Genomic DNA, 26,998 nt, shown 5'->3' on the forward strand with positions numbered 1-26,998 from the left:
CTGGTGGACCGGTTGTAGCGCCAGCTGCAGTGCCGGGTAGCTAAGTATGGACGAGATAACTGCTGAAAGCATCTAAGCGGGAAACTCACCTCAAAACTAGTTCTTCCTATAGAGCCGTGGTAGACCACCACGTTGATAGGCTGGATGTGGAAGCGCAGTAATGCGTGCAGCTGACCAGTACTAATAGCTCAATTGGCTTGATTTATGCACTGAAAAAAATTTTTATAACAATCTAGATATTAAGTATATTAATTTCCATAATGAAATTTCAAAACTTTAAATAATTTGACATGAAAACGTTTTATAATCTTCCTAAAGAAATTTACTTTTGTGAAAAATGCGTTCTATCTAATCAGGTACCTTCTTCTATACCAGAATTTCTTCACAAGCCGTCACGTGAAGGATCCAAATATTTAGAGATAAATAGAGATAAAAACGGTAGACGTACTTGTGCTCCCTGCAAAGTTCATGAAATGAAAAATAAAACAGACTGGGACAAAAGAGAAAAAGAATTATTAAAATTACTGGACAAATACAGAAGTAAAAAAGGTGAATATGATTGTGTAGTGCCTGGCAGTGGGGGAAAAGACAGTGTTTATGCAGCCCATTTGTTGAAGTACAAATATGGAATGCATCCTTTAACGGTTACTTGGCCACCAATACTTTATACTGATTATGGCTATCAAAACTTTAAAAATTGGATTGAAATTGGAGGCTTTGATAACATATCTTTAAAACCTAATGGAAAAGTTCAAAAAATTTTAACTAAACTATCAATTGAAAATTTACTACACCCATTTCAGACATTTATATTGGGTCAAAAAAATATTGGCGCAAGAATGGCAGCTAAATTTAAAATTCCTTTAGTTTTTTATGGAGAAAGTGATGCGGAATATAATAACCCTATATCTGAGTTCTCAGCGATAAGAGATCAAAAATATTGGTTAAATTCAAATAAAAATAAGTTTTATCTCTCTGGACTACCAATTAAAAAATTAATGAATAATTACAATATTAGTTTTAAGGATTTACAAAATTATTTACCATTAGATAAAAAAGAACTTGGTAATACTAAAATAAAATATTGTTATTTAGGATATTTTATTAAATGGACACCTCAAGAAGCTTATTACTATTCAGTTGAAAATACAAACTTTAAAGCTAGACCTTTTAGAACCGAGGGAACATACAGTAAATATAATAGTATAGACGATAAGATAGATGATTTACATTATTTTACGTCTTATATTAAATTTGGTATAGGTAGAGCAAGTTATGATGCGTCTCAGGAGATTAGAAATAAACATATAACAAGGGACGAAGGTGTTAAACTTGTATCTAAATTTGATGGTGAGATTCCTAATAGATATATAGATGAAGTTTTAGATTATTTAGATATAAAAAAAGCCTCGTTTTTTAAACTGGTAGATAAATTTAGATCTCCTCATATATGGAAAAAAACTAAAAATAAGTGGAAATTAAGAAACCCAGTATATTAACTACTTAATATATTTTTTATAGACTTATACATATTTATTCCATTTTCAGCACTTTTTTCAGGATGAAACTGATATGCATAAACATTATTTTTTCTTACAGAAGATGTAAATATTTTTGAATTAAATCTTGAAAAGCTAGTCTCTATGTTTTTTTCTCCAACTTTTACGTAACAGGAATGAATAAAATACATATATTTTTTATTTAAATTTTTAAGATTTCTGTCCTTATTTTTATGATTTAAAACAATTTTGTTCCATCCTACATTAAATTTATTTTTTATTTTATTATTTTTTTTAAAATAAATCACTTTACCTTTTAAAATTCCCAACCCTTTAGTTAGTGAATTTTCATAGCTTTTTTCAAACAATAGTTGCATACCCAAACATATCCCAATAATTATCTTATTACTTTTGTGTGCTTTCAATATTATATTGTCTAAATTATTTATTCTAATTTTTTCCATTGCTTTTGGGAAAGCTCCTACTCCAGGTAAAATAATTGCATCAGAATTCAGAATTTGTTTTTTTTTACTTGTGACAATAGAGTCTAAACCAACATTTTTTAATGCACATTGAATACTGAAAGTATTACCCATTCCATAATCAATTATTGCAATTTTTTTTTTCATAAATTTTTAGTCTTTAAATTTTGCTGAGAATTTTTTTATTAGAAATTTTTTGATTTTTTTGATTGATAATGGTTTAAAATTATTATACCTGGATTGGTTTTTTATAAACTCGAAATTGCCATCTGAATATTCGTTCTTATCTGAAATTTTTTTTAAATGATTATAGTGAAACACTGATCCAATTGCAAAACCAGATGGTATATCCAAATTTAGAACTTCCTCAAAGTGTTTTAGTTTTGAGAAGCCACCATTGAGTATGTATGGAATGTTTACATGTTTTTTTAATATCTTAACAATATCTAAATCAAATCCCTCACCTGTCCCATCTCTGTCGATAGATGTTACTATAATTTCGGCAACTCCTTTATCTTGAATTTTTTTACACCAATCATCAAGTATTAAGTTAGTCTGTTCTCTCCCAAAGTCCTTTCTACAAAAATATTTTTTATCTCTTTTCACCACTTCTACTGATACTACTAGTGTAGAAGCACCAAAGAATTTAATAATATTGTCAATAAATCTAGGATTATTTATTGCAGCTGTATTAATAAATATTCTATCAGCTCCAGACTTTAGTATTCTTTCAACTTCTTTCAAATTTTTAATACCTCCACCAACTAACATAGGTAAAAAAATATTCTCTGATGTTTTTTCAATAAATTCAGGTGTACTATTTCTTTCATATAAACTAGCAACAACATCGTGATAAATTAATTCATCTGCTCCCTCAGAATAATAAATTTCTGCGAATTTTTTTGGATTACCCAATGATCTTAGACCTTCTAGATTTACACCTTTTACTAAGTTTTCATTTTTAATATCTAGTTTCGGGATTATACGTAAATTCATATTTTGCTTTATTTAAAGAAATTTTTTTAATATTGTGAATTAGTAAAAAATCGTAAATCAAAGTATATGAATAATAAACTACTTAATCAATATTATAAAAATGGATATGTTAGATTAGGAAAAATATTTACTAATAATCAATTAGAAAAACTTAAAAAAAGGGTAAAGGATTTAATGTTAGGTAAAATAAGATATGAAAATATGTTTTTTCAACTTGAGAGTCATGATGGAAAATATTCAACTATAAACAAAAATTTAGAAACTTTTGTAGGTCCTTCCTTAAGATACAGAAAAATTAAAGATCTAGAATATGATGATTTATTTAATAAAATATTTCAAAAAAAAATCGTAAAATTCTGTTCTGAAAGATTAATTGGTAAAAACGTTTCATGTATGAGAGCTATGATTTTTAATAAGTCTTATAAAAACTCAAGTATTCTACCATTTCATCAAGATGTCTCTAATGACTGGAACATGTCATTAAAACCTAAATTCACTATTTGGATGTCGTTAAATGGTGCAAACAAAAATAATGGTTGTTTAAAAGTAATCAATGGCTCTCATCGTTTGGGTGTTATAAATAAAGGGCATTTAATAGATGAGAAAAACATTAAATTGAAAGGAATGAATATTGAATACATAGAGCTTAAAAGTGGTGAGGCAATTTTGTTCGACAACCATTTAGTACATGGCTCTGATAAAAATAAAACGCGTAAAAATAGACTTGCATTCACTGTATGTTTGCTTGATGGCAAAGCAATACATTTAAAAACAAAAAAAAAATATCCTAAAATTTACGGAAAAGGTGCTATAGATAAAAAATTAATATCAAAAGTAAAAAAATTAAAAAAAATTCCTAATAAAGTATATCATTAATGAAAGATAAAAATAGTTTAGGGCGCGCTAACTTAAGACAAGTTTCACTAGAAGCAAATGTTGATCAAATTTCATTAGAAAAAAAAATTTTAAATCAAATCAATTTAATTAATTTGTCTGAAGACAAATATGAAAATGAGATATATAAAAATTTAATTAATTTTGGCAAACTACATTTTGCAATTAATAAGCATGAAGAATTGTATTGTTCAAAAGTCAATGATGTAAATAAACTAATAAAGTATCTAACTTTTAGATACAAGTTTAGACTTTCTGGTTCACAAAAAGTTTTATTTGATTTACCTCAGTATTTATTACTTGAGCCAGTAAGTACGTGTAATCTAAGATGTCCTTTTTGTTTTCAAACAGACAAAAGTTTTACTAAAAAACCATTTATGGGTGTAATGAAATTTGATTTATTTAAAAAAATTATAGATGAGGCAGACGAATTTAAAGTTGGTGCTATTACTCTTGCAAGTAGAGGAGAACCAACATTACATAAACAATTAGGAGAGATGCTTAAATATGCAGCATTAAAAAAAAATATATTTGAAATCAAGCTAAATACTAATGGAACTTTTTTAAACGAAAAATTAATTCATGCGATACTGAAAGCCAATATTACTCAAATAGTAATATCTGCAGATCATTATGAAAAAACAAACTATGAAAGACTCCGAAAAGGTTCAAATTATGAAAAAATTCTACAAAATGTTGATAAACTATATTCTATTAGAAATTCAGAATATCCAAATAGTGCAACAGAAATTAGAGTTTCTGGTGTAGATGCTGACCTTAATATAGATAAGAAGAAATTTAGAGATTTTTGGATACAAAGATCAGATCACGTATCTATCGGCCCACCTTTAGAAAGATGGGATACATATAAAAACGATGTTCATGAAGATATTATTGACCCTTGTGAGAGGCTATGGGATAGGATGTATATTTGGTTTGATGGAAAGGTAAATCCTTGTGATGCAGATTATAAAAGTTATTTATCCTATGGAGATGCATCAAAGGATACTCTTAAATCAATTTGGTCGTCACAGAAAATTAAAATGCTTAGAGAAGAACATTTAAACAAAAATAGAGTAAAAGTTAAACCATGTGATAGGTGTGGAGTTTCTTTTGTGTAAAAATATTTTTGTAATTATTGGCAATGGTGTTCACTCAAAAAGAATTCAGAAAATATTAAAAAATAAAAAAGAAAAATTTGAAATTTATAAACCACCAAGAAAAAATAATTATTTTGACAAAAAAAAATTTGAAATATTAAAAAAATCAAGGGCTGTTTTTATTTGTTCACCAAATAGTACTCATTTTAGTTATTTAAAAAAATTAAGAAATAAATATATCTTTTGTGAAAAACCACCTGTAACTTCGAAGAGGCAATTAACTTATTTAAAAAAAAATAATTCTAAAAAAATTTTTTTTAATTACAATTACCGGTTTTCAACTATCGGCCTTTTTTTAAGCAAAATTAAAGATTACAAGTTAGGAAAATTACTTTATGGTTCTATTATCTCTTCTAAAGGACTCGCCTATAAAAAATTTTATAAAGATAATTGGAGATCAGAAAGAAAAAAATGTAAGACTGGAGTTTTTGAGTTAGTTTCAATACATACAATAGATTTACTTAATTATTATTTTGGAATTAAAAAAGTAAAATTCAATATTTTACAAAATCTTTCAAACATAAAAGATGGTATTGATACTTCAGATTGTAGGATAATATTAAATGATAATGGCATTGTTCAAGTTTTTTCTACTTATTACGGTCCAATGATTAAAAAATGGGACATTGTATTTCAGAATGGTATTTTAGAGATCAATGATAAAGAAATTATTTTACGAAATCCAAGAGATAACTTTGATAAAAGTGGAAATTTTTTACCCCCAAAGATTAGAAAAAAAATTATTATTAAGCACAAAAAAGATTACGATTTGTCTCTCTATAATAGCGTTAATTATTTTTTAAGAATTATAAAAAAAAATAAAAAATTTCCAATAAAAGATTACAATGTTTCTTTAGATAGTAATAAAATGGTAATATAATTATTGAAGAAGTTTTTTTTCAACCTCATTTAAAATATAATGTCCTAAAAATAAGTGACATTCTTGAATTCTTCCAGGATTATTATTTTGAATCAAAATTTTATAGTCTGAATTTTTAAGAGCCAAACCACCTTTCATACCTAAAAGTGAAACTGATTTAATTTTATTTTTTTTTGCACATTTTAAAACTTCAATAATATTTTTTGAATTTCCAGAAGTACTAAGTGTCAATAAAATATCTCCACTTTGCTTAATTGCTTCAAAATTTCTTTTAAATATATATTTAAAATCATAATCATTTGAACAAGCTGTAAGTGTTGAAGCATCATTTCCTAACGGAATAATTGGAAATGCTTTTCTGTTAACTTTTGGATTTAATCTAACAATAAATTCTGCAGCTAAATGTTGTGCCTCTGCTGCTGATCCACCATTTCCACATATCATTACTTTTTTATTTTTTTTTAAAGCATAAGTAATTAATTTAATAATTCTATTTATCTCTTTTTCTTGACTTTGTATCTGCTTAAGAAGACTTGAAAGTTGATCTAATTCATTTTTAAGATTATTCATATAGATTTTTATGATGAGTATAGTTTTTTTGTTTTAATTCTATTATTCATTTTTTTTTGAATATTCTTATACTGAAAATTATAATCAATTTCATCCACTAAGAAATCATTTTCAAAAAATATTATTTTTTTTCCAAGTTCATTATTAAATTTCTTTACAGTCAAGTTAGACGTAATATACACATATCCATTTTGCCAATATACTTTTTTTAGAGCTTGTCTTGGTTTATTGGAAAGGTTTATAAATTTTTTTCCTAGAAATGGATCCATAAATTTACCTTTTTTGACCCACATTTTATAAGGGGTTTCTCTCGCTAATGATACTGACCTTAACGAGTCTCCACCTTTTTTTATAAATTGAAATATAGCATTATCTATAATTTTTACACTTCTTCCAGGAGTAGTTGGTTGTAGAATTACAAGAACAGTTTTTTTTTTAAATTTCATATGATTAAAAAAGTGCCTTATGTACTCAATGTCTTTAGACAAATCCCCAGAAATTTTTTTTGGTCGTAAAAAAGGTACTTTTGCCCCATATTTTAATGCTATATTTTTAATTTTTGGAGAGTCTGTAGATACATAAACTTCATTTATTAATCTACTCTTTTTAGCTGTATTTATTGCGTAATATATTAGAGGTTTATTATTTATTTTCTTTAAATTTTTATTTTTTATAGATTTAGATCCTGATCTCGCTGGAACTAAAGCAACTATTTTCATTGATTATATATTGTTTAAATGTGCCCTTAGCTTATCAATTTGCGGTTTTTCTTCATCATTGATTTTAATTTCACCATTCTTGCCTTCAAATGTAGGAATTATTTTTTTTATTGAGCTAACCATATTTTTTAGCCCTAGTGGCTCAATAGATGCTGCTTGATCTGAACCATACATAGTTCTATCTAAAGTTATGTGTCTTTCAATTGAACTAGCGCCTAGTGCTACAGCAGCAATTGTAATAGCAATACCTCCCTCATGTCCACTATATCCCACTTTACAATTAAATTTATTTTTCAAATATTTAATAGTGTTCAAATCTATTATCTCTTTTGGACAAGGATAAACTGACTTGCAATACATTAATTCAAATTCACAATCTTTACCTCTAAAAATATCAACTGCATTAGAAATCATTTTAATGTCTGACATTCCTGTTGAAATAAAAGTATATTTTTTTCTTTCAGCTACTTCATTTAAGAATTTTTCACTAGCCAACATAGGAGAAGCAATTTTGTTGTATTTAAAATCATATTTATCTAAAAATTTTAAACTATCTAAGTCCCAAGCTGACGCTAGCCAATGAATTTTTTTCTCTTTGCAGTATTTATTAATTTCATCATATTCTTTTTCACCTAACTCTAAACCTTTTTTTTGATCTTCTTCAGTTTTTCCCCAAGGACTTTCTCTAAATGATTTTAATTTTTCTTTATTATAAACTTTATAAATATTTCTTTTTTGAAATTTTACAGCATCAACTCCAGCATCTTTTGAAACATCAATCAGTTTTTTTGCAATATCTAAATCACCGTTATGATTAATACCAATTTCTGCTATGATAAACATAATAAATATATATATAGTAAATAACTTTATGCAAGGAAAATTTTGAAAAATATATTGTTTTGCGGACTTGGCTCAGCAGGCCAAAGACATTTAAGAATTTTAAAAAAAAAATTTTCAAATTCTAAATTTTATTGCATAAGAAATACAAAAAGAAATATTTTTATTTCAGATAATTTACAGACTAAAAAAGTTAAATCTTTAATTAAATATTATAATTTAAATGAAATTTCTTATGAAGATCTTGATCAAGTAAAATTTGAATTTGCGGTAATAGCTAATCCCATAAACAAACATTTGGAAACTGCACTTAGGCTAGCTAAAAAAAAAATTAATTTATTTATTGAAAAGCCTATATCTAATAATTTGAAAAAAATTAAAATTTTAAAAAAAATTATTAAAGAAAATAATATTAAATTATTTGTAGGTTATCAGCTTAGATATCATCCAGGAATTAAAATTTTAAAAAAAATTATAGAAAAAAAAGAGCTTGGCGAATTGGTGTCTGGATTTTTTAAATTTGGTGAATATTTGCCTCTTATGCATAAATATGAGGATTATAAAAATACTCATATGGCAAAAAAAATTGAAGGTGGTGGTCCTATATTATGTTTAAGCCATGAGATTGATTTAGTAAGATATTTAGTGGGAAATCCAAAAAAAATATACAGTTTTACTGGCAAAGGAAGTCATTTAAAAACAGACGTAGAAGATTATTTAAGCTCAATCTTAATTTTCAATAAATTTAAGTCTGTTTTTTTGAATGTAAATTTTTTAACAAATCCCCCAAAAAATGAAATTGAAATTAATTTTCAAAATGGCACAGTTTATTGGGATTATTTTTCAAAATATATTCAAATTAAATATAATTCAGGAAAGTTAAAAAAAATGTTTTATATAAATTTTACAAGAAATGATATGTTTGAAGAACAGTGGAATGAATATATAAAAATTCTATCTAAAAAAAATAAGAGCAAGAATACTATTATTTGTAATTTTGAGGATAGTATTGAAACTCTAAATTTATGTTTAAAATTTGCTAAATGATAAATATAGAAAATAAAAAAATAGTAATTACAGGAGGAGCAGGATTTATTGGTCAATTTATTTCGAATGAATTACTTGATAATGGTGCAGAAATATTTGTAATTGATAACAATTTAAAAAATATAAAATTATTAAAAAATAAACTTAAGAGTTATAATGGAAGAGTTCATTTTTTAAAAATTGATTTATCTAAAGAAAAAAATTTCATTTTTATAAAAAAAATTATTAATAAAAAATTTAAAAAAATAGATGGAATATTAAATTTAATAGCTAATAACCCGGAAGTTAAAGAGAAAAATCAATTTAAAAGTTTTTTTCAAACAGATGTAGTTTCCTGGTCAAATGATATTAATATTGGTTTAACAAGTATAATGTTGGTATGTAAACATTTAGTGCCACTTATAAATAAAAATGGTGGTTCGATAGTAAATTTATCATCTGATCTATCTATAATTTCTCCAGACCACAGACTCTACAATAAAAAAAAAATTTCTGGATCGAAACCGATTTCATATTCTGTTGTAAAACACGGATTAATCGGTTTTACAAAGTATTTAGCAACCTACTTAGCCAATAAAAAAATTAGAGTTAATTCAATTTCTCCTGGAGGAATATATAAAGATCAGCCAAAGAAGTTTGTTAATAAAATATCAAAATTAATTCCATTAAACCGCATGGCTACTAGAGATGATATGACCTCGATTATAATATATCTTTTATCAGACTCATCATCGTATATGACAGGAAGTAATATAGTTATAGATGGTGGGAGAAGTATATGGTAGATGATACCGAAAGAAAACAGTTTATCTTAAATAAATCAATTAATTTATTTCTTGATACCAAAGGTATTTACGATAATTCCCAGAAATTAAAAAAAATAGATATTGAAACTTTAATCAGGAAGATAATAAAGTTAAATAAATTTTTAAAAAAAAAAAAAATAAATAGAAAAAAAAAAATAATCAAAATAAATAAATATAAATCAAATTTTTTTAATAAAAAATTTTTTGATATTAGATTTAAAAAGCTAAATACATTAGTTAATTCGTCTGAATTTTTTGAGGAATTTTTAGTTCATGGAAGTTTTGCTTCGAAGGACTATATAAGTGGATGGAGTGATATTGATACTTTTGTTGTTATTAGAAATACTGTTCTTGAAACTAGAGAAAGATTGATTTCTCTTAGAGAGTATGTAAAAAAATTATACGATATTTTTTTTCAAGTGTGTCCTTTACAACACCATGGTTTAATTTGTTTTTCGACACATGATTTAGATAATTATTTGAAAGCTTATATGCCATTAGAAGCTTTAAAATATAATTTTTCTTTTTCTAACAAAAAAAATTTTTTTGTTTATGAAAATAAAAAAAAATTTAATAATTCAATTAAAAGTATTTTAGATAGAAAAAATTCCTTACAAAAAGCTTTGCAAACAGGTTTTTTAAATCATCATAAAAGACATGGAATTCCTTTATATCATCCATTGTCATCAAAAAAATTTCAAATGTATCAACTTTTTTGTCAAGTTGGTTATAATAATACCTTACCAGCTTATTTTTTAACCAGTATAAATAATTCAACTTCAAAAAAGAAATCATTTAGTGTTATTAATAAGTATTTTAAAAATAAAAAATTTAAAAAATTTTTAAACAAAGGTGAAAAAGTTAGAAAAGAGTGGAAAAGAAATTTTTATAATAGACATGAGAGAATACCAAAAAAAATAATTGAAATATTAGGTAGTAACTATTTAGAGGAAAGTTACAATAATTATTGTTTTTTATTAAAAATGATTAAATTAAACAAACCAATTTAATCTGTACAAACCACTTTTAATTTTAAGTTGGTTTATTTTTTTACACGAATTAATGAGAAAATTTTTTTTTTTATTAATTATAAAATTCATATTTTTATCAATTTTTTCAATTTTAGAAAATTTATTAAGATTAATACATTTTCTTAATCTTTTAAAAATATAAAAGTTATTTCTAGAATATTCGTAATAAATTCTGATTACAATTTTAGGTACAAAATTTTTTTTATATTTATTTATAGATTGAAATTTCATTGCATTTTTTATTTTAAGATTTCCGTTAAAATCATTAAGAGGATATTTTGTTTCACAATATTTATTTATCAGTGGATAAAAAACTTCAATATCATCTTTTCTAATTTTGTTAATAAATTCTTTAGATTGACCACTCTTAGATAGTTTTCTTATAATCCAATAATTCTTTAAATTTGAATTAAAAATTTTTTTTAATTTTAAAGAATTTTGTATTTTTAAAAAATGAGCTATGGAATAAAAGTATGATTTGATTATTCTTAAATTTTTTTCGTTTATTGATTTTATTTTAAGAATTTTTGATCTTCTTTCAAAATATCTATCTATTACTGACAAAAAGAAAATATTTTTTTCATATTTTTTATTTAATTTATTTTTTATCATTACATTTTTTTTTACAGAGTAAATATTTAAATAATCAAAATAAAATATATCCGTACAAACTTTTTTTGTGGTAATGATAATACTTGCATCTTTTTTAATATTAAAAATATTATTTTTAAATAATTTTTTATTTGAGTTTTTTTTATATATAAAAATTAAATCCAAATCTGAGTATTTATCAGAATTGTTTCCATATACCCAAATGTCAAAAAGATTATTTTTTTTTAATAATTCTTTTAGTAACTTTAAAATTTCAATATTAATAATTAATTTTTTTTGATATAACATTTTTTTTTAAAATATCTTAATCTATACTTATGAAAATTATTGATTATTTAAAAGTCCTTTATCATTATTGTATAATTGATAAAAACACATCAAAGTTTATCGATTTTAACAAAGATTTTTGGTCAAAAAACAATAATAAAGTTAATCAAAATAGAATAATTTTGGTAGATTTTTTTGACTGGTATCCTTGGATATTAATCTGGTCTTTATTTGCAAATTTTTTGTCGAAAAAATATAAAGCTAGAATTGGATACTTTTATTTTCCATTATATGAATCTCCTTTAGCCAAACACAATTTTTTTTTAAGAGTAAGAAAAAAAATATATAATTCATTCAATGCTTATGAGATTTTGAATGAAATTAACTTTAAAACTAACAAAAGAAAAATTCAATTTTATAAGAAAATTTTTAAAAAAAAAATAAGATCCAAGAGTGATTTATTAAATTTTTCATATAAAGGTATTGAGTTTGGAGATTTAATTTATGATAGTTATTTAAGAGTTACTTTAAAGCCAACTCTTATTAATCTAAATGATAAGTTGATTGAAGATTTATTTATAAGGGCACTAATAAATTTTAATGAAATTGAAAAAATTTTTAAAAAATATGACGTTAAATCTGTTATTTCAAGTCATACATGTTATTTTCAATATGGTTTAGTTGCAAGGTGTGCCTTTAAGAAAAAAATTCCCGTGTATTGTTCTAGAGGAACCTCTCAGGGAAGAAAGCGTCTTGGCATGCAATTAGCAGATAAAAAAACTTTAAGGTATTTTGATCCTTATCACAATTATAAAAAAATATTTAATTCTTTAAACATAAAAGAAAAAAGAAAAAATATAAAAATAGGAAAACAAATAATACAGAATCGTTTTTCTGGAAGTTATGGAAAATATCTGCCTCATATGAAGAATTGGAATGAACAAGATAAAAATTTAGTAGAAAATTTTAAATTAGAAAAAAATAAAAAAAAATATGTTATTTATTCACATTGTTTTTGGGATTATGTTCATAAATTCAGACATTCTATATTTTATGATTTTCAACATTGGATCGAGGAAACTATAAAAATATTGCAAAAAAAAAAAAATATTCAAATTTTTATTAAACCACACCCAAATGATTATCAAAATAATATAAAAACTTTAAAACTTATAAAAAATAAATATCCAGAAATAATTATTTTAAGCAATGTGCATAATTTAAATTATATTACGAAATTAAAACCAGAGCTTGTAATCTCAGTTTATGGAACAGTTGGCCATGAGCTTCCTTTAAAAAAAATACCAGTTTTAAATGCCGGTGATAATCATCATGTTAGTTTTAATTTTTGTTTAACTGCAAAAAATTACAAAGATTACAAAAATAAAATTTTAAATATTGATTACTATAAAAAACAAATTAATTTCAATAAAGAAGATATTTATAAATTTTGCTATATGCACTATCACTATTTTTACACTTTATATGATAGAGAAAATTTAATAAATGATGATATGTTTAGCTTTGATGACATATCTAAGTCAAATTCCTCAAGAAACTTAATAAAATTTGTTAAGAACTTTGATCAAATTTATAAAAATTTTAACAAATATAGCGAAAAATTATTTAAGGATACTAAAAAGTAAACCAGTAGATATTTTATTTAGATGAAAAATTTTTTCGAAACAAAAAAAATTATAGAGAAATTTTCTAAAAAAAAACCATTTGTATTAAATTTACTTTTTATTGCACAATCAATTTTAGAAATATCTACGATCTTTGTTATTTTATTATTATTAAATCAAATACTTAATGTTGAAAATGAATTTGAAATTTTAAATGGAATATCTAAAAGTGACTCTATTTTATATTTAAGTTTATTTTCGCTTTTTTTTTTATTTATCACTTTTTTATTGAATCTAATTATTAATTACAAAATAATTGATTTTGGTTTTAAAATTTACGTAGACATTGTCACTAGGGTATTTAAAGAGTTTGCTAATTCAGAATATATAAAAATTAACTCTTTAAGTTTTTCGGAAATTTCTACAAAGGTATTAAATGAGACTAGAAAGATTTCTGAATTTGTAATTATACCCTACTATCTAATACTATCCAAAGGCGTCATACTTTTTTTTGTTTTTGTGGGATTAATAGTCTATGAGCCGTGGATTACCATAAGTGCTTTTATAATATTTTCTTTAATTTTTACAATTTTTTATAAAATTAATCGTAAAAAAATTCTTACTTACGGAAAAAAACTCACTAATTATGATAAAGAAGTTACCTCAAATATTTCTAATGCATTTTATGGTTTCAAAGATATCAAACTTAATAACTTAATTGATATTAGTGTTTTTCAGTTTAAGACCAATCAACTAAAGATGTCTGATGTACTAAAGGGAATAAAATTTATTGTCATCTCATCTAGATATGGAATTGAATTTTTAGTTTTTTCAATCTTTGTAATAACAATTATTTTGCTTAACTCATACGATAATTTAAATGATAGAGTTATTTCAATAATGGCTTTTTATTTATTTGTAATATTTAAAATGCTGCCTTATGTAAATGTTATTTATTTAAATTTTTCATTATGGAAAACTCATAGACAATCTGTTGATAATGTTGAGAAACTTAGGGAAAGTATAAAAATTAATATATCAAATAATGAAGTTATATCAGAAAAAATTTCTAAAATTAATTCTATAGACTTGAGAAAATTTGAATTTGGTTATGAAGAAAAAAAAGTAAACTTGATTTTAAATAATACGATTAAAATTGAACCAAAATCTATAGTCGCAGTCAGAGGTCACAGTGGCTCAGGAAAAACAACTTTGTTGGATATACTTTCAGGTTTAATTTTAATCCAAGGAAAAAGTGGATTATTTGTAAATGATAGTAAAATTAATAATTATAATAGAGAAAATTTTTTTGATCAAATTTCTTATGTTCAACAAAAAATTTTTTTAATTCATGATACAATTAAGAATAACATAACTCTAAAATCTGATTTTGATGAAAACCTATTTAAAAAAGTTATTGATATATCTTGCTGTAGTGAGTTTTTAATTAAAGAAAAGAATAGATTAAATGAGGTCATTAGTTTTGGTAGAGAAAATTTAAGTGGAGGTCAAATTCAGAGAATAGGTATTGCAAGGGCTTTATATAAAAAACCAAAAATTTTAATTTTGGATGAAGCCACAAACGCTCTAGATACTGATACAGAAACAAAAGTATTAAAAGATATATTTTTAAATAATACAGCGGAATATGTTTTTATATCCTCTCACAATGAAGATATTTTAAAATACTGCAATAAATTTATTGATATTAAAGACCAAAAGATATTTATTAATAAAAATAATTTAAGTTAATTAGATTAAATTATTTTTTTTTAAAACTTCCAAAAATAAATTATCATAAGTATTTGTAGGATCTTTCTTTTGTATCTCATACCTTAAGAAAGGTAGTGTAAATTTTTCTAGATTTTTAGATTTATTTAATGAATTTATTATCTCGTCATAAGAAAATTTTTTAGAATTTCTTTGACGAAACAAATGTTCTTGATCATGCACATTTTTAAAAGTTACATATTTTTCAATAATTTTCTCAAAATTTCCTATCCATGTAAAATGAAACCCTTTGTCTAAAATAATGTTATATTTTAGATAATTTCTTGGATCGTATAATCTTGGTTGATGATACCATTTTAAAGATTTTGGGTGTATTAGATTCTGATATTTCATAAATTTAGTGCCTGGCCATTTATATAACCAAAACCAATTAGTTTTTACAAAGTGCTTAAAGTCTAAACAAGACATGTTTTGATAACATATCCCAATTTTTGAATTTTTAATTTTTTTAATTTTTTTAATTGTCTGAGGATGAGGTATCTCATCACAATCAGAAAATAAAATTATATCATTATATGTTGCACCATATAATCCATCTAACATTCTATTTTTACTAACATCGTCCAGATAACCTGGAAAATTTGCTAAGTTAACTTTTTTATTAAATTCATTTATTTTTATATATCTAATTTTTTTTTTGTCATATTTATTTTCGTTAAAACAAAAATCTTTACTCTCTCCATTAAATTTTTTAGAACCTTCTATGATTATAAAATAATCTACATCATTTTTGAGAAGTTCATATCTAACATCAAATAATTTATGTTCGTCAAAAAAAGTTATACAATCAAATATTTTCATGTTTAGATCACATTTAATTTGTAGTTTTTATTAGAAAAATTTAATTTGGTAGAAAAAATTTTGTTTATAGTTTTTTTATTTAATAATTGAAAACCAATCACATCTAATATTTTTTTATTTAAGAAAACTCTTTTTTTTAATATATAAATTTTCTTAAATTTGTTTCTTTTTAAGAGTTTAATACTTTTTATATTTCCATTTAATACCTCTGTTGAAATAATTCGTATATTTAATTTATTAAATAAAAAATCAATAACTTTTCTCAATGATTTATAAGTAATTCCTTTTCCAAGAAATTTTTTTTCACCTAAGATATAACCTATTGTACAATTATAATTAATATTATCAAAATCAACTTTAATATTTCCAATGTGAGTAGAATTATAAAAAATTCCAAAAAGAAGAATATTATTACTTTTAAAACAATTTTTTATAAATTTTTCTATTTTTGATTTATTGAACTTAATTTTTTTTTCTTCTAAAAATTTATTAGTTTTTTTATCTTTCAACCACAAAACATAATTTTCACTGTAGTTTTGAGTTGTTAATATTTTAATTATTAGATTGTCCTTTTTGTATTCTTTATATCGAGAAACCATCATCTACTTGAATATCTTGACCTGTAATAAACAATGATTTTTCAGAAATTAAAAAATCAGCTACACCAACTAAATCGTTAGGTGAAATCATACCTATACTTTTACAGTATTTTTTGTAATTATTTAAAAATTTTTTTGACTGACCGCCATAAACACCTCCGGGGCTTATCGTATTGCATCTTATATTGATTTTTTTATAAGCAAATATTTTTGCAAAATAGTTTATCATCATGATTTGAGCTGATTTGATAGGTCCATATACTGTTGGGGGATTTATTGGCGTTTTTTCATAAATATCAAATTTTGGTTGGATTTTACCATAAATAGACGCGATATTGATTATGTTGCCTTTTTTAATTTTTTTAAAATATGGAAATATATTTTTAATTAAACAATATAATGAACCAACATTTATTGATAAGTTTTGATTAAAATCATTTAAATTAATTTCTAGAAACTTTTTAGAAAAGTTTTTTTTTCTTGGATAAGCAGAATTAATTAAACAATCTATTTTTTTATATTTTTTAAAGATTTTTGAAAAAACTTTTTTTACTTCTATTTCGTTTAAAATATTACATTGAAAATAATTTTGTTTTTTCAAATTTAATATATCCACTTCTATAACTCGATACTTTTTGGATAGACCTTTAGCTAATGCCTTTCCAATTAAACCATTTGAGCCAATGATGATAATGTTTTTCATTAATTAAATTTCCTAAAAACAGGTTTAACTGGATTTTTTACTTTATAAATTTTTTTTGAATTTGATAAATCGTTTCTAAGATTGGGTAAAATTTTTTTAAAAGCAGAAACTACATATTTCAAATGATTTTGGTTATGTGAACTGGATATAGATATCCAAGGCATAAGTATTTTATGATTAATTAAATTTTTAAGTATTATAGTTTTAAGTTTTAGATCAGGTTTATTTTTATAATTTGTCTGGACATAGGGTGAGCATGGTAAACCAAATAAATGAAAATTCTCAAATATACCAAGATTTTTAGATATTTCGTTAACCTCATTAATTAGGTTTATACCATGCTCCCATATTTTTTGAATAGCATCAGTTTTGTTGATAATTTCCATAGTTTTTTTTGCAGCTGCTAGTGAACTCATCTCACCACCATGAGTTGATGAGAGAAAAAAAACTCTTTCCATTCCTTTTTTTGTGATTGTTGCTTGGTCCATGATTTTTTTTTTCCCACCCAAAACTGCTAAAGAAAAGCCATTTGCTATAGCCTTACCATAAATTACTAAATCAGGGTCTAAATTATATTTTTCAACCGCACCCTTTTTATGCCATCTAAATCCTGTAATTGTTTCATCAATTATGAATACTATATTATTTTCTTTACATAAGTTTTGTATTTCTTTCAAAAGATGATTTTTTTTATAATTTCTAGTGCAATTTAATTTTTGACAACATCCTCTTTCATTATTAATCATAGGACATTCAAAAGTAGAGGCTTCCATTACTAAGCAAGAAATTTGTCTGTTATATTTTTTTATTTTTTTTTTCAAACTTTCCAAATCATTATAATTAAAAGTCAATGTAAGTTTAGAATAAACCGAAGGAATACCTCTTTTTAAATCTGTTGAAGTTATAAACCAATCATCAAATGAAAAAAAAGGATGATCTTGACATCTCAAAATAATATTTTTTTTATTATAGGCACGAGACAGTTTTACTGCACCAGTAACTGCGTTTGAACTATTTTTACAAAATTTGACCATATCAACGTGTTTAAAATTATTTACAATATACTTAGCAAGATCCAATTCTACTGTAGAAGGTCTGGTAAGATTATTTCCATTTTGAATTGCTTTTATTGCGGCTTTATTAACTTCTTTGTTTGCATATCCTAAAATAACCGATCTTAAACCCATCCCATAATCTATATATTTATTATTTTTTTCATCAAAAACATAAACTCCTTTGCCTGACTTTAAAATTTGAGGTGAATTATCTGGAAATTGGTCGAATCCTCTACTGTAAGTATGAGCACCACCAGGTATTAATGAATTTAATTTTTTATCTATTTTTCTCATTAATTTTTCTTAAAAAGTTTTCTTATTAAGTAAAGGTCATCATTTGTATCAATTTCAAATGATTTTAAAAAATTAATTTTCATAAAGTTTGTTTTATTTTGAAAAAAAGTTTTTTGTTTTAAATAGCTATCTATTCTAGAAATGTATAAATTGCCAGTAAGAAAAAATTTTTTTTTGTAGTTTTGTCTTAGTGTACTTTTAATATTTTTACCAAATTTTAAATAACCTTTCTTTATTGTGCAAATATAGTTTTTGTTTGGAATAGAATGTCCTGTTATGCATAACAAAGAAGTTGCTTCTTTTTTATCAATTAGTTTTTTTATACCCCTATCAATATCATTTTTATCGGTAAGAGGGGATGTGGGTTCTAATAAAATAAAGTAATCAAATTTAGATATTAAATTTGATTTATTAATGTGGTGTATTATAACATCAGCAGATGTGCTGTTGGATTTAGCAAGATAACTTGGTCTCAAAAAGTCAATATTTGCTCCAAAACGACTAGCATAGGAAGTCATTTTTTTGCAATCTGAATTAAAATATATTTCGTCTATATATTTGGATTTTTTGGCAGCGTTTAAAGGATACCAAATTAGTGGTTTATTTTTTATTTTTTGTAAATTTTTATTTTTAATACCTTGGCTATTTTTTCTTGCTAAAATTATGCAGAATATTTTTTTGTTTTTGTACATTATTAAATAATTAGATTAATATATCTTAATGTCAAAATCTAAAAATCAAATTGCAGTAATTGGTCAGGGGTTTGTGGGGATTCCTATGTCTATATTAATTGCAGACAAAATTAATTGTTTAGTGCATGGTATTGACAAAAATGATTTTAGAGGAAAAAAATTAAAAGAAATTTTAGATAATAATTTACTTCCTTTTAAATCAAATGACGTTGAACTAATAAGAAAATTTAAAAAAGTTAAAAAGAAAAGAAATTATCAAATTTCCTTAAATTTAGAACCAATTAAAAATTGTAACACTATTATTGTGAGTATAAGTTTTGATTTTAAGTCGAAAAACAGTCTAGAAAATTTAAAAAAACTTTTTTTTAATATAATAAAAAAAATAAAAAAAAAAACTTTAATTATTCTTGAAACTACACTCCCACCTGGTACATGTGATAAAATAATTGTTCCTGAAATAGAAAAAAATTTAAAAAAACGTAAAATGAGGCTGAATGATATTTATTTTGCCTATTCGTATGAAAGAGTTACCCCCGGGGAGAATTATTATAATTCGATTTCTAATTACTACAGAGTGTATGCTGGTGTTAATAATATTTCTTCGCAAAAGTGTAAAATTTTTTTAAATAAAATAATAAATACAAAAAAATTTCCTCTTACAAAATTAAATTCACTTAAAGACTGTGAAACTTGCAAAATAATAGAAAATACTTATAGAGCAGTTAACATAGCTTTGATTGACGAATTTACAAATTTTTCTATTGAAAATAGTATTGATATAAAAAATATACTAAATGCAATTAGGATAAGAAAAACCCACAGCAATATAATGAATCCTGGTTTAGGTGTTGGAGGTTATTGTTTAACTAAAGATCCAAAATTTTTAGAATATTCAGCCAAAAATATATTAAATACTAATAATAAATTTCCCATAACAAAAAAATCAATATTAATAAATTCAAAGATGGTGACTACATCACTTAAATATATCAAAAAAAAAATAATATCATTTAAAAATAAAAAAATATTATTGATTGGCATTAGTTATAAAGAGGATGTTGATGATATTAGATTTAGTCCATCGGTTGATTTAGCTCAGAAACTTAAAAATGTTGGGGCAAAGGTTGAAATTAATGACCCATTGTTGACAAATAATAATTTATTACCCTTTAACTTTGTTAAAGAACCGGATTTTTCAAAATATGATTGTGTTCTTTTTTGTGTAGGACATAAGAAAGTAAAAAAAATAAATATAAATTATCTTAACAAAAAACCTATGTATTTTGATTTAAATAATATATTTAAAAATATTAACTACAAAATTCTAAAAAAAAAAAAGATTAAATTTTTTGAAATATCTCGACCTTTATGAAAAAAAACATTTTAGTAACGGGAGCAGCAGGTTTCATTGGATTCAATCTTTTAAAAGAAATTTCAAAAAATTCTGATTTCAATATTACAATTTTAGATAATTTTTCTAGAGGTAAAAAAGATAATGAGTTTATAAGTTTGATAAAGAAAAAAAAAAATATAAAAATAAAAAAAATAGATCTAACACAAAAATTTCAAATAAATCAAAATTTTTCATATATCTTTCACCTTGCAGCAATTGTTGGTGTTAAAAACGTTAAAAAGGATATTGTAAAAACATTTGATACAAATTTAAATTCTACGCTTAATCTTTTAAATGCCTTCAAAAGTAAAAAAAAAAAACCTACATTTATTTTTTTTTCAACAAGCGAAATTTATCAACCTTTGTTAGATAAAAAAAAACTTAAGTTTCCAACTCTAGAAAAACAAAATTTTATATATCCATCATCTTTTAATTCTAGACAATCATATTATTTATCAAAGTTTTTTTCAGAAATTATTTTACAAATTTCAGATTTTAATTATATAATTTACAGACCTCACAATATTTATGGTCCTAGGATGGGTTACTCTCATGTAATTCCTGAATTAATTTCAAAATTTAAAACAAAAGATAAAGTTGAAGTATTTTCTCCATATCACAAAAGAGCATTCTGTTATATCGATGACGCTATCAAATTAATCTTGGGTACTTGCTTTAAAAAAGTTTCTTTAAATAAAATTTTTAATATTGGAAATATGAATGAAGAAATTAGGATAATTGATTTAGTTAAAAAAATAAAACATCTTTTAAATTCCAAAAAAAATTTAAAATTAAAAGGAAATACTCTAGGATCACCCATAAGAAGAGTTCCAGATACGAGAGAAATTCAAAAGATTTGTAAATTAAAAAAATTAGTTAATTTAAATGAAGGTTTAATAAAAACTATTAGTTGGTATGAAAAAAATTCTTAATATAAAAGAACCTGATATTACAAGTAAAGAATTAAAAGAAGTCTTAAAATGTCTAAAAAAATCTGAAATATCTACCTATGGAAAATTAGCAAATAATATTGGAAAAGACTTAAGTGTTTATTCTCATGCAAAATACAATTTACCTTTGAATTCAGGAAGCGCAGCTTTATTATTAGGTTTTAAATCATTAGGAGTAAAAAAAGGAGATATTGTTATTACCCAGTCATTTACTTTTGGGGCAACAACAAATGCAATTTTAAATGCTCAAGCTAAACCATGGTTATTTGACGTTGATAAATTTTCGCTATCATTAGATTTAAACCAATTACAAAAACAATTAGAAAAAAAAACATTTATTAGAAATGGGAAAACATTTCTTAAAAAAAAAAAACAAAGAGTTTATGCTATTTGTCCTGTTACTAGCTTTGGGATCATTCCAAATCTTTCCAAGATAAAAAAAATTGCAACTAAATATAATTTAAAAATTATTATTGATGCTGCTTGTGCTTTTGGTAATAAATATTATAATAAGAGTTTATCAAAATTTGCTGACGTTGTAGTTTATTCTTTTAATGGGAATAAAAATATTACTTCAGGAGGAGGTGGCGCATTATCTACTAATAAAAAAAATGTATTTACAAACGCAAAAATTTTGTCAGAAAATGGTAAATTTAAAGGGAATTACAATTACATTGCTGTAGGTCATAATTATAAAATGACCAATATTCATGCAGCAATTTTGAAGTCACAATTACTTCGTTTCAAGGAAATAAAAAAGAAAATTCATTTTAATTTTAAAAAATATAAAAAAAGTATTAAAAGCCAACATTTAGAATTTTTTTTTAATGAAGAAATTTCAAATAATATATCATGGCTTAATTTTGTATTATGCAAATCTGAAAATACTTCGAAAAAACTAATCAATTATCTTAAGAAAAACAAAGTTAGCACAGATTATTTTTGGAAACCAATGCATTTACAACCGATAAAAAGGTACTTTATTTGGGAAAATATGAAATTTACTGATAAATTATATAAAAGAATTGTGCTAATCCCATCATCATCATTTATAAAAAAAAAAGAAATCGATTATGTAATAAATTTAATAAATAATTTTAAAAATGAATAAGAAAATTGAAAATATAATCATTAAAAAAAATATAGATTTAAAAAAAGCTCTAGCAAAATTAGAAAAAAATGAAATCAAGATGTTATGCTATGTAAATAATAACCATAAATTAATTGGTGTTGTAAATGACGGTGACATTAGAAGAGCTATTTTAAAATTTCAAAATCTAGACTTTCATATATTAAAAATTATAAATAAAAAACCAGTAGTCGGTAAATATAATTTATCAGATCAAGCCGCATATCAGATTATGAAAAAAAATAAAATTGATTATCTACCAATTTTAAAAAATAAAAAAATAATTGATATTAAAAGTTTTAATAAATTAGAAATATTAAAAAAAGATCGTAAAGTTACTATTAATGTAATGGCTGGAGGATATGGAAAAAGATTAAGACCATATACTAACAAACTAAACAAGTGCTTAGTTCATATAACAAAAAAAAAGCGAATAATAGATTATGCTTTAGCAAATGTTTTAAAATTAAATTTTGAAGAGGTAAATTTTTTTTTACATTATAGAAGCGATCAAGTTCTTAAATATATAAAAAATAATTATAAAAATGTTAATTCTAATTTTTTTTATGAAAAAAAACCATTAGGAACTTTTGGTGGACTTGGTAATTTAAAAACAAAAAAAAATGATAATATTTTTATATTAATTAATGCTGATGTTGTCTGTAATATAGATTATAGAAAAATCATAGATTTTCATATAAATAATAAATCAGATTTTACTATAGTGACTTCTCAAAAACAAATACAATTGAAATATGGCCTCTTAAACAATTTAAATTTAAAAATAGACTCTATACATGAAAAACCATCTCTCAGTTTTAACATAAATACAGGGATATATTTATTTAATCCAAATTGCTTGAAATTGATAAAAAAAAATCAAAGTATAGATGCTGTAAATTTTATTAAGTTATTAAAAAAAAATAAAAAAAATATAATTAGTTATCCAATATATGAAAAATGGTATGATCTTGGAACTCCAGATGATTTATTAGATTTTAGAAAATTAAAAATAAAATGGTAAAATTTACTATTTTGTTTATCACAAAAAATAGGACTGACATATTTAAGTCATTAAATTCGTGCTTAAAAATTAAAAAATATCATAAAAACTTGCAAATTATAATATTGGATGGAAATAAAAATAATTATTTAAGTCATAAGATTAAGTATTTTAAAGGAAAAGTAGACATAAAAATTATAAAACAAAAAAAAAATGGTTTTATGAATGCTTGTTTTGAAGCAATTAAACATTTAGACAAAGGTTTTTTTACTTTTATGTATGATGATGATATTTTATCTCCTTATTTTGGAAAGCTAGTAAATTATTCCTGCAAAAAAAATAAGCAAATATATGGATATGGAATAATTCATCCAAAAAAAAAATTATTTAAATTTAAACAGCCACGAATAAAGTCTATATCTAAAAAAGATATAAATTTTCTTGCAGAATATTTTAAAATAAAGAGCACTAAAGTTTTACCCAATAGTCCAATTACCTCTATATTTAATGTAAAAATTGTAAAAAAATGGAATTATGTTCTTAAAAACAAAATTAAAGATGAAATATCAGAGCACTTGATGATTAAAAAAAATATTGGCCCAGATTTATTACTATATTTATTAAGCTTGGAATATGACTATAAATTGAATAACACAATAGTTACTCAAAATGTAGTGGCGAAATTTTCATCACATTCTGACTCCATGAGTATTCAATATGGCTCAAGCAATCTTAGATTTGGTTATTGGGTGGCAAAAAAAATATTTTTAGATATTGTAAAAATAAAAAATTTAATTGGTAGACATTTAATATTAATCCATTTAATTAAAGGTTTTTTCATTTCATTATTTTTCAACTTAAATAATAAACAATTTAAAAAATATAAATTAAAAAATTATCTATCAATATTTTATGACCTATCTATTAAAATCTTTTAAAAATATTTTTGAAAAAATTATAAAAAGTGCATTAAAATTAATCAAAATATTTTTAAATTATTTCAAAATAATAATTTATCTACTTCATAGGAAATCTTTTGGAATAGGATATGATGAATACAAATGGTATAAAATACAAAAAAAAATCAATAGCGAAAGTAAAGAAGTCTCTGAATCTAACTCAAAAGGCATTGATGAAAGAATAATTGAATACAAATGGTTATTAAATGAACTTGAGGGAAAAAGTGGAAAATTACTAGATGCTGGTTCAACATTAAACTACGAACCTATTATTAAAAAATTAAATAAATTTGAAGTTTTTATCCAAACTCTTTATCCTGAAAAAAATAATTTTTATAACTATTCTGTTAATTATATTTACTCAGATTTATCAAAAAAAATTTATATAGAAAATTCATTTGACTATATAGCATGTATTTCTACTTTAGAGCATGTTGGTTTTGATAATTCACAATATGATTACAAAAAAAATTCTGAGCAAAAAAATAAACAAAATAATCCCAAAGACTATTTGAAGGTAATTGATAATTTTAAATTTATTTTGAAACCTGCAGGAGCCCTTTACTTGACATTACCTTTTGGTTACAAAGAAGTATTTAATCATCTTCAACAATTTGATAAGGAAGAGATAGATTGTTTAATTGAGAAATTTTCACCAACCTCTGTTATTAAAAGCTATTATATATATAAAAAATTTGGTTGGCATAAATGTGAGGAGGATGAATGCAAGGATACTAAGTTTAGAACACAACAGGAGTTAAATCCTGAAGATAAAGCCGCTTCAGCAAGATCAGTTATTTTTCTTAAGCTTGTAAAATAAGTCTGATAAATTTGAGTTTTTGAGAAGTAATAATAAGATTATATTTATTTTGAGCAATCCATAGTTCCCAACTTGTAAAAATAGTAAAAAAATTAAAATTTTTGAAAAAATTTCTAAATCTTTATTTTTATTTTTTATTTTAACCATTAAAAATAATAATAACATTAATCCTAGAATTCCAAATTCAGTGAAAAATCTTATAAAATAACTTTTACCATCTTTAAAGTTTAAACCAAGGCAGTGTGAAGAATTAGATTTTATAAATATCCAATTTTTAATTTTATTTATGTAAATTACTTCATGACTACCAATCCCAGATCCTAAAAATCTTAAATTTTTTAAATTATCAATAGATATATATATATTACTTAGATAAGCACATCCTGAAGTTCCTATATAATTTGGTCCAGGATGATAAATATGAAAGTCATATTGATTCATTAAATTTTTCAATACTTTAGGTTTTATTTTTCTTGTTGTATTAAAAGGATGAATTAAAAACTTATCATCATAAAAAAGTAATTTTCTTTTATCCTCATTTGTAAAATTTTTTAAAAATATTGAATTATATTTTTCAAACCTTTCAGCTATAAAACCAGAATTGTGTACTTCAGCTATATAAGTTATATGATTTTCCCAGACTTTTTCATTGTATCCTATATTAAAAACAGAGAAACTTTTGGTAAATAAATTTTTAACTTTTCCTCCAGGCATAATTAAAATTAAAATTAAAAATAAAAATGATACGAGTAATGTTTTAATATTAAAATTAAATTTAAATAAAATAGATAAAATTAAACCTATAAGACCATATATAGAATGACTTAGAATTATAGACAATACTAAAATTAAAATTTTAAATATGTTATTTTTAACATTATTTAAATAAAAGTATAAAAGTGGAGAAGTTAAAATTGCAAACGTTGCAGGCTCAGAACAAATACTTTGAAATCTAGAAGGGTTTTTTATTTGTAAAATATCACTTAAAAAAAGAAAATAACCTTCTTTATATGTTGATAATTGATTATAAATATTTTTAATTTCAATTTTATTTAATTGAAACATGTTCTCAAAATATACACTCTGAGTAAAACTTAAAATGAATATTAAATATCCTAATGCAATTACAAATAAACCAAATTTTTTGTAAATCTCAATAAATTTATTTTCATCAAAATTTTTACTATAATTTTTTAATGATACATAAGCTATTAGAATTAGAATAAATTGTTTTAAAAATTGCTTAAATGAATTTTCATAAAAACTTAAAACAAAGTTTAATAAAAAAAAACATCCTATTAGGACGTAATCATTCCTTTTCAAATTATTTTTTGAGAAAAAAATATTTACAAATAGTATTACCAAATAAATAATATAATCC

27 protein-coding genes and 1 rRNA gene (1 of these 28 cut by a window edge) are annotated in these 26,998 nt (G+C 23.1%); 16 read left to right on the forward strand and 12 right to left on the reverse strand.

Going from position 1 to position 26,998, the window contains the following annotated elements; genetic code table 11:
- Together ACTT88_RS00550 and ACTT88_RS00555 are read left to right on the forward strand one after the other, a co-directional pair.
- A 23S ribosomal RNA gene (locus tag ACTT88_RS00550) occupies window positions 1–205 on the forward strand (it extends 2,548 nt beyond the left edge of the window).
- An 85-nt stretch (window positions 206–290) separates the two neighbouring features.
- Entirely contained in the window at window positions 291–1,499 is a 1,209-nt protein-coding gene (locus ACTT88_RS00555) for an N-acetyl sugar amidotransferase (protein WP_440907445.1), read from the forward strand.
- Here ACTT88_RS00555 and hisH read toward each other — a convergent pair.
- A complete protein-coding gene (hisH, locus tag ACTT88_RS00560; protein WP_440907446.1) occupies window positions 1,496–2,128 on the reverse strand; it encodes an imidazole glycerol phosphate synthase subunit HisH in 633 nt (210 codons plus the stop codon). The genes ACTT88_RS00555 and hisH overlap by 4 nt on opposite strands.
- 6 nt (window positions 2,129–2,134) lie before the next feature.
- Complete coding sequence (locus ACTT88_RS00565; protein WP_440907447.1) at window positions 2,135–2,977, reverse strand: imidazole glycerol phosphate synthase cyclase subunit; 843 nt, start codon at window positions 2,975–2,977, stop codon at window positions 2,135–2,137.
- 66 nt (window positions 2,978–3,043) lie between these two features.
- Here ACTT88_RS00565 and ACTT88_RS00570 point away from each other — a divergent pair, with 66 nt between their 5' ends.
- Genes ACTT88_RS00570 through ACTT88_RS00580 form a run of 3 tightly spaced genes read left to right on the forward strand, consistent with a single transcriptional unit; the run spans window position 3,044 to window position 5,911 of the window.
- Window positions 3,044–3,853, forward strand: a complete 810-nt coding sequence (locus tag ACTT88_RS00570; RefSeq protein ID WP_440907448.1) for a phytanoyl-CoA dioxygenase family protein — start codon at window positions 3,044–3,046, stop codon at window positions 3,851–3,853.
- Window positions 3,853–4,992, forward strand: coding sequence for a radical SAM/SPASM domain-containing protein (locus ACTT88_RS00575; protein ID WP_440907449.1), 1,140 nt, complete (start codon window positions 3,853–3,855; stop codon window positions 4,990–4,992). The genes ACTT88_RS00570 and ACTT88_RS00575 overlap by 1 nt, the downstream gene beginning before the upstream one ends.
- Window positions 4,985–5,911 carry a Gfo/Idh/MocA family oxidoreductase gene (locus tag ACTT88_RS00580; protein WP_440907450.1) on the forward strand — a complete coding sequence of 309 codons (927 nt, stop codon included), beginning with the start codon at window positions 4,985–4,987 and terminating at the stop codon, window positions 5,909–5,911. Before ACTT88_RS00575 ends, ACTT88_RS00580 begins: the two co-directional genes overlap by 8 nt.
- Here ACTT88_RS00580 and ACTT88_RS00585 read toward each other — a convergent pair whose 3' ends face one another.
- The 3 genes from ACTT88_RS00585 to ACTT88_RS00595 are packed head-to-tail and all read right to left on the reverse strand — an operon-like array spanning window position 5,912 to window position 8,043.
- Window positions 5,912–6,481, reverse strand: a complete 570-nt coding sequence (locus ACTT88_RS00585) for a D-sedoheptulose-7-phosphate isomerase (RefSeq protein WP_440907451.1) — start codon at window positions 6,479–6,481, stop codon at window positions 5,912–5,914.
- A gap of 8 nt (window positions 6,482–6,489) precedes the next feature.
- Entirely contained in the window at window positions 6,490–7,200 is a 711-nt protein-coding gene (locus ACTT88_RS00590; protein WP_440907452.1) for an acylneuraminate cytidylyltransferase family protein, read from the reverse strand.
- 3 nt (window positions 7,201–7,203) lie between these two features.
- Window positions 7,204–8,043, reverse strand: a complete 840-nt coding sequence (locus ACTT88_RS00595) for an N-acetylneuraminate synthase family protein (protein WP_440907453.1) — start codon at window positions 8,041–8,043, stop codon at window positions 7,204–7,206.
- Between the two features lie 42 nt (window positions 8,044–8,085).
- On the opposite strand from ACTT88_RS00595, the gene ACTT88_RS00600 reads away from it, so the two are divergent.
- From ACTT88_RS00600 to ACTT88_RS00610, 3 genes are read left to right on the forward strand one after another with little or no spacing between them, the layout of a single operon-like run.
- Window positions 8,086–9,087 (forward strand): Gfo/Idh/MocA family protein, encoded by a 1,002-nt coding sequence (locus tag ACTT88_RS00600; RefSeq protein WP_440907454.1) that lies wholly within the window; start codon window positions 8,086–8,088, stop codon window positions 9,085–9,087.
- Entirely contained in the window at window positions 9,084–9,872 is a 789-nt protein-coding gene (locus ACTT88_RS00605) for an SDR family oxidoreductase (RefSeq protein WP_440907455.1), read from the forward strand. Before ACTT88_RS00600 ends, ACTT88_RS00605 begins: the two co-directional genes overlap by 4 nt.
- Entirely contained in the window at window positions 9,866–10,903 is a 1,038-nt protein-coding gene (locus ACTT88_RS00610; protein WP_440907456.1) for a nucleotidyltransferase domain-containing protein, read from the forward strand. Before ACTT88_RS00605 ends, ACTT88_RS00610 begins: the two co-directional genes overlap by 7 nt.
- Here ACTT88_RS00610 and ACTT88_RS00615 read toward each other — a convergent pair.
- Window positions 10,886–11,824: a hypothetical protein gene (locus tag ACTT88_RS00615; protein ID WP_440907457.1), complete on the reverse strand. Its 939-nt coding sequence runs from the start codon at window positions 11,822–11,824 to the stop codon at window positions 10,886–10,888. The genes ACTT88_RS00610 and ACTT88_RS00615 overlap by 18 nt on opposite strands.
- 29 nt (window positions 11,825–11,853) lie before the next feature.
- On the opposite strand from ACTT88_RS00615, the gene ACTT88_RS00620 reads away from it, so the two are divergent.
- Together ACTT88_RS00620 and ACTT88_RS00625 are read left to right on the forward strand one after the other, a co-directional pair.
- Complete coding sequence (locus ACTT88_RS00620) at window positions 11,854–13,449, forward strand: hypothetical protein (RefSeq protein WP_440907458.1); 1,596 nt, start codon at window positions 11,854–11,856, stop codon at window positions 13,447–13,449.
- 21 nt (window positions 13,450–13,470) lie between these two features.
- Window positions 13,471–15,180 carry an ATP-binding cassette domain-containing protein gene (locus ACTT88_RS00625; RefSeq protein WP_440907459.1) on the forward strand — a complete coding sequence of 570 codons (1,710 nt, stop codon included), beginning with the start codon at window positions 13,471–13,473 and terminating at the stop codon, window positions 15,178–15,180.
- On the opposite strand, the gene ACTT88_RS00630 is transcribed toward ACTT88_RS00625, so the two are convergent.
- From ACTT88_RS00630 to ACTT88_RS00650, 5 genes are read right to left on the reverse strand one after another with little or no spacing between them, the layout of a single operon-like run.
- On the reverse strand, window positions 15,181–16,020 hold the full coding sequence (locus tag ACTT88_RS00630; protein WP_440907460.1) for a hypothetical protein: 840 nt from the start codon (window positions 16,018–16,020) through the stop codon (window positions 15,181–15,183). It abuts the gene before it with no gap.
- 2 nt (window positions 16,021–16,022) lie between these two features.
- A complete protein-coding gene (locus ACTT88_RS00635; protein ID WP_440907461.1) occupies window positions 16,023–16,622 on the reverse strand; it encodes a GNAT family N-acetyltransferase in 600 nt (199 codons plus the stop codon).
- Window positions 16,603–17,322 (reverse strand): SDR family oxidoreductase, encoded by a 720-nt coding sequence (locus ACTT88_RS00640; RefSeq protein ID WP_440907462.1) that lies wholly within the window; start codon window positions 17,320–17,322, stop codon window positions 16,603–16,605. Before ACTT88_RS00640 ends, ACTT88_RS00635 begins: the two co-directional genes overlap by 20 nt.
- Entirely contained in the window at window positions 17,322–18,671 is a 1,350-nt protein-coding gene (locus ACTT88_RS00645) for a glutamate-1-semialdehyde 2,1-aminomutase (RefSeq protein WP_440907463.1), read from the reverse strand. The genes ACTT88_RS00640 and ACTT88_RS00645 overlap by 1 nt, the downstream gene beginning before the upstream one ends.
- Window positions 18,671–19,363 carry an acylneuraminate cytidylyltransferase family protein gene (locus ACTT88_RS00650; RefSeq protein WP_440907464.1) on the reverse strand — a complete coding sequence of 231 codons (693 nt, stop codon included), beginning with the start codon at window positions 19,361–19,363 and terminating at the stop codon, window positions 18,671–18,673. The genes ACTT88_RS00645 and ACTT88_RS00650 overlap by 1 nt, the downstream gene beginning before the upstream one ends.
- 28 nt (window positions 19,364–19,391) lie before the next feature.
- Between ACTT88_RS00650 and ACTT88_RS00655 the strand changes: the two genes are divergently transcribed.
- Genes ACTT88_RS00655 through ACTT88_RS00680 form a run of 6 tightly spaced genes read left to right on the forward strand, consistent with a single transcriptional unit; the run spans window position 19,392 to window position 25,617 of the window.
- On the forward strand, window positions 19,392–20,735 hold the full coding sequence (locus tag ACTT88_RS00655) for a nucleotide sugar dehydrogenase (protein WP_440907465.1): 1,344 nt from the start codon (window positions 19,392–19,394) through the stop codon (window positions 20,733–20,735).
- Window positions 20,732–21,688, forward strand: coding sequence for an NAD-dependent epimerase/dehydratase family protein (locus tag ACTT88_RS00660; RefSeq protein ID WP_440907466.1), 957 nt, complete (start codon window positions 20,732–20,734; stop codon window positions 21,686–21,688). The genes ACTT88_RS00655 and ACTT88_RS00660 overlap by 4 nt, the downstream gene beginning before the upstream one ends.
- A complete protein-coding gene (locus ACTT88_RS00665) occupies window positions 21,672–22,817 on the forward strand; it encodes a DegT/DnrJ/EryC1/StrS family aminotransferase (protein ID WP_440907467.1) in 1,146 nt (381 codons plus the stop codon). The genes ACTT88_RS00660 and ACTT88_RS00665 overlap by 17 nt, the downstream gene beginning before the upstream one ends.
- Window positions 22,810–23,859 (forward strand): sugar phosphate nucleotidyltransferase, encoded by a 1,050-nt coding sequence (locus ACTT88_RS00670; RefSeq protein ID WP_440907468.1) that lies wholly within the window; start codon window positions 22,810–22,812, stop codon window positions 23,857–23,859. Before ACTT88_RS00665 ends, ACTT88_RS00670 begins: the two co-directional genes overlap by 8 nt.
- A complete protein-coding gene (locus tag ACTT88_RS00675; protein WP_440907469.1) occupies window positions 23,853–24,776 on the forward strand; it encodes a glycosyltransferase in 924 nt (307 codons plus the stop codon). The genes ACTT88_RS00670 and ACTT88_RS00675 overlap by 7 nt, the downstream gene beginning before the upstream one ends.
- The gene (locus ACTT88_RS00680) at window positions 24,751–25,617 is read left to right on the forward strand and encodes a hypothetical protein (protein ID WP_440907470.1); all 867 of its coding nucleotides are present in this window, start codon (window positions 24,751–24,753) and stop codon (window positions 25,615–25,617) included. Before ACTT88_RS00675 ends, ACTT88_RS00680 begins: the two co-directional genes overlap by 26 nt.
- Here the strand turns inward: ACTT88_RS00680 and ACTT88_RS00685 are convergent.
- Window positions 25,588–26,940 carry a hypothetical protein gene (locus ACTT88_RS00685; protein WP_440907471.1) on the reverse strand — a complete coding sequence of 451 codons (1,353 nt, stop codon included), beginning with the start codon at window positions 26,938–26,940 and terminating at the stop codon, window positions 25,588–25,590. The two genes, ACTT88_RS00680 and ACTT88_RS00685, sit on opposite strands and share 30 nt — an antisense overlap.
- Window positions 26,941–26,998: the final 58 nt, after the last annotated feature.

The sequence above is a fragment of the Candidatus Pelagibacter sp. genome (assembly GCF_052046145.1).
GTDB lineage: Bacteria > Pseudomonadota > Alphaproteobacteria > Pelagibacterales > Pelagibacteraceae > Pelagibacter.

Excerpts from the sequence above, each read along its gene's own strand:
- ACTT88_RS00555 (WP_440907445.1), top strand. The coding sequence starts at position 291 with ATGAAAACGTTTTATAATCTTCCTAAAGAAATTTACTTTTGTGAAAAA.
- hisH (WP_440907446.1), bottom strand. The coding sequence starts at position 2,128 with ATGAAAAAAAAAATTGCAATAATTGATTATGGAATGGGTAATACTTTC.
- ACTT88_RS00565 (WP_440907447.1), bottom strand. The coding sequence starts at position 2,977 with ATGAATTTACGTATAATCCCGAAACTAGATATTAAAAATGAAAACTTA.
- ACTT88_RS00570 (WP_440907448.1), top strand. The coding sequence starts at position 3,044 with ATGAATAATAAACTACTTAATCAATATTATAAAAATGGATATGTTAGA.
- ACTT88_RS00575 (WP_440907449.1), top strand. The coding sequence starts at position 3,853 with ATGAAAGATAAAAATAGTTTAGGGCGCGCTAACTTAAGACAAGTTTCA.
- ACTT88_RS00585 (WP_440907451.1), bottom strand. The coding sequence starts at position 6,481 with ATGAATAATCTTAAAAATGAATTAGATCAACTTTCAAGTCTTCTTAAG.
- ACTT88_RS00590 (WP_440907452.1), bottom strand. The coding sequence starts at position 7,200 with ATGAAAATAGTTGCTTTAGTTCCAGCGAGATCAGGATCTAAATCTATA.
- ACTT88_RS00595 (WP_440907453.1), bottom strand. The coding sequence starts at position 8,043 with ATGTTTATCATAGCAGAAATTGGTATTAATCATAACGGTGATTTAGAT.
- ACTT88_RS00605 (WP_440907455.1), top strand. The coding sequence starts at position 9,084 with ATGATAAATATAGAAAATAAAAAAATAGTAATTACAGGAGGAGCAGGA.
- ACTT88_RS00610 (WP_440907456.1), top strand. The coding sequence starts at position 9,866 with ATGGTAGATGATACCGAAAGAAAACAGTTTATCTTAAATAAATCAATT.
- ACTT88_RS00615 (WP_440907457.1), bottom strand. The coding sequence starts at position 11,824 with ATGTTATATCAAAAAAAATTAATTATTAATATTGAAATTTTAAAGTTA.
- ACTT88_RS00620 (WP_440907458.1), top strand. The coding sequence starts at position 11,854 with ATGAAAATTATTGATTATTTAAAAGTCCTTTATCATTATTGTATAATT.
- ACTT88_RS00625 (WP_440907459.1), top strand. The coding sequence starts at position 13,471 with ATGAAAAATTTTTTCGAAACAAAAAAAATTATAGAGAAATTTTCTAAA.
- ACTT88_RS00630 (WP_440907460.1), bottom strand. The coding sequence starts at position 16,020 with ATGAAAATATTTGATTGTATAACTTTTTTTGACGAACATAAATTATTT.
- ACTT88_RS00635 (WP_440907461.1), bottom strand. The coding sequence starts at position 16,622 with ATGATGGTTTCTCGATATAAAGAATACAAAAAGGACAATCTAATAATT.
- ACTT88_RS00640 (WP_440907462.1), bottom strand. The coding sequence starts at position 17,322 with ATGAAAAACATTATCATCATTGGCTCAAATGGTTTAATTGGAAAGGCA.
- ACTT88_RS00645 (WP_440907463.1), bottom strand. The coding sequence starts at position 18,671 with ATGAGAAAAATAGATAAAAAATTAAATTCATTAATACCTGGTGGTGCT.
- ACTT88_RS00650 (WP_440907464.1), bottom strand. The coding sequence starts at position 19,363 with ATGTACAAAAACAAAAAAATATTCTGCATAATTTTAGCAAGAAAAAAT.
- ACTT88_RS00655 (WP_440907465.1), top strand. The coding sequence starts at position 19,392 with ATGTCAAAATCTAAAAATCAAATTGCAGTAATTGGTCAGGGGTTTGTG.
- ACTT88_RS00660 (WP_440907466.1), top strand. The coding sequence starts at position 20,732 with ATGAAAAAAAACATTTTAGTAACGGGAGCAGCAGGTTTCATTGGATTC.
- ACTT88_RS00665 (WP_440907467.1), top strand. The coding sequence starts at position 21,672 with ATGAAAAAAATTCTTAATATAAAAGAACCTGATATTACAAGTAAAGAA.
- ACTT88_RS00670 (WP_440907468.1), top strand. The coding sequence starts at position 22,810 with ATGAATAAGAAAATTGAAAATATAATCATTAAAAAAAATATAGATTTA.
- ACTT88_RS00675 (WP_440907469.1), top strand. The coding sequence starts at position 23,853 with ATGGTAAAATTTACTATTTTGTTTATCACAAAAAATAGGACTGACATA.
- ACTT88_RS00680 (WP_440907470.1), top strand. The coding sequence starts at position 24,751 with ATGACCTATCTATTAAAATCTTTTAAAAATATTTTTGAAAAAATTATA.